Annotated in this window: 1 protein-coding gene; it reads right to left on the reverse strand. The window is 39.6% G+C overall.

Features of this window, described 5'->3' with window-relative positions; all coding sequences use genetic code 11:
- Window positions 1-393, reverse strand: a 393-nt coding sequence (locus ED901_RS12805; protein WP_162997866.1) for a LysR substrate-binding domain-containing protein, incomplete at its 3' end; no start/stop codon positions are given.
- Window positions 394-429: the final 36 nt, after the last annotated feature.

The following is a 429-nucleotide window of genomic DNA, read 5'->3' on the forward strand; positions in this document are numbered from 1 at the left end:
ATGGTCTAAAACCCATTTTGGTATGATGCAAATACATTCGCTGTTTTCCACCGTTTTCAGCAAGGTGATAAATGAATTATATTCCAGCAGACTGAAGAATCTCGACTTAGGAATGAACCCTTCAACTTCATCTTCTTTATTCTTCATCCGGTAAAATACAATATATTCTTCATTCTGAAAGTTCTCTTCTGTCAGGACATCTTTCACGCGGGGATGATTATCTGAGCAGATGTAACACAGCTCTTCATCCATTATTTTTACATTTTCGTAAGAACTGTCCTGACAGGGTGTGAAACCAAGAATGACTTCAGTCATGCCAGAAAAAGACATTGCAGACTCTGGCCTCTCAAAGGCCGAATCGTGAATGACCTGATATTTAGGGTGTTGCGACATCACCACGTCTGAGATATCGGAAAATAATCTGACACA

The sequence above is a fragment of the Rahnella sp. Larv3_ips genome (assembly GCF_003697865.1).
Classification (GTDB): Bacteria; Pseudomonadota; Gammaproteobacteria; order Enterobacterales; family Enterobacteriaceae; genus Rahnella; species Rahnella rivi.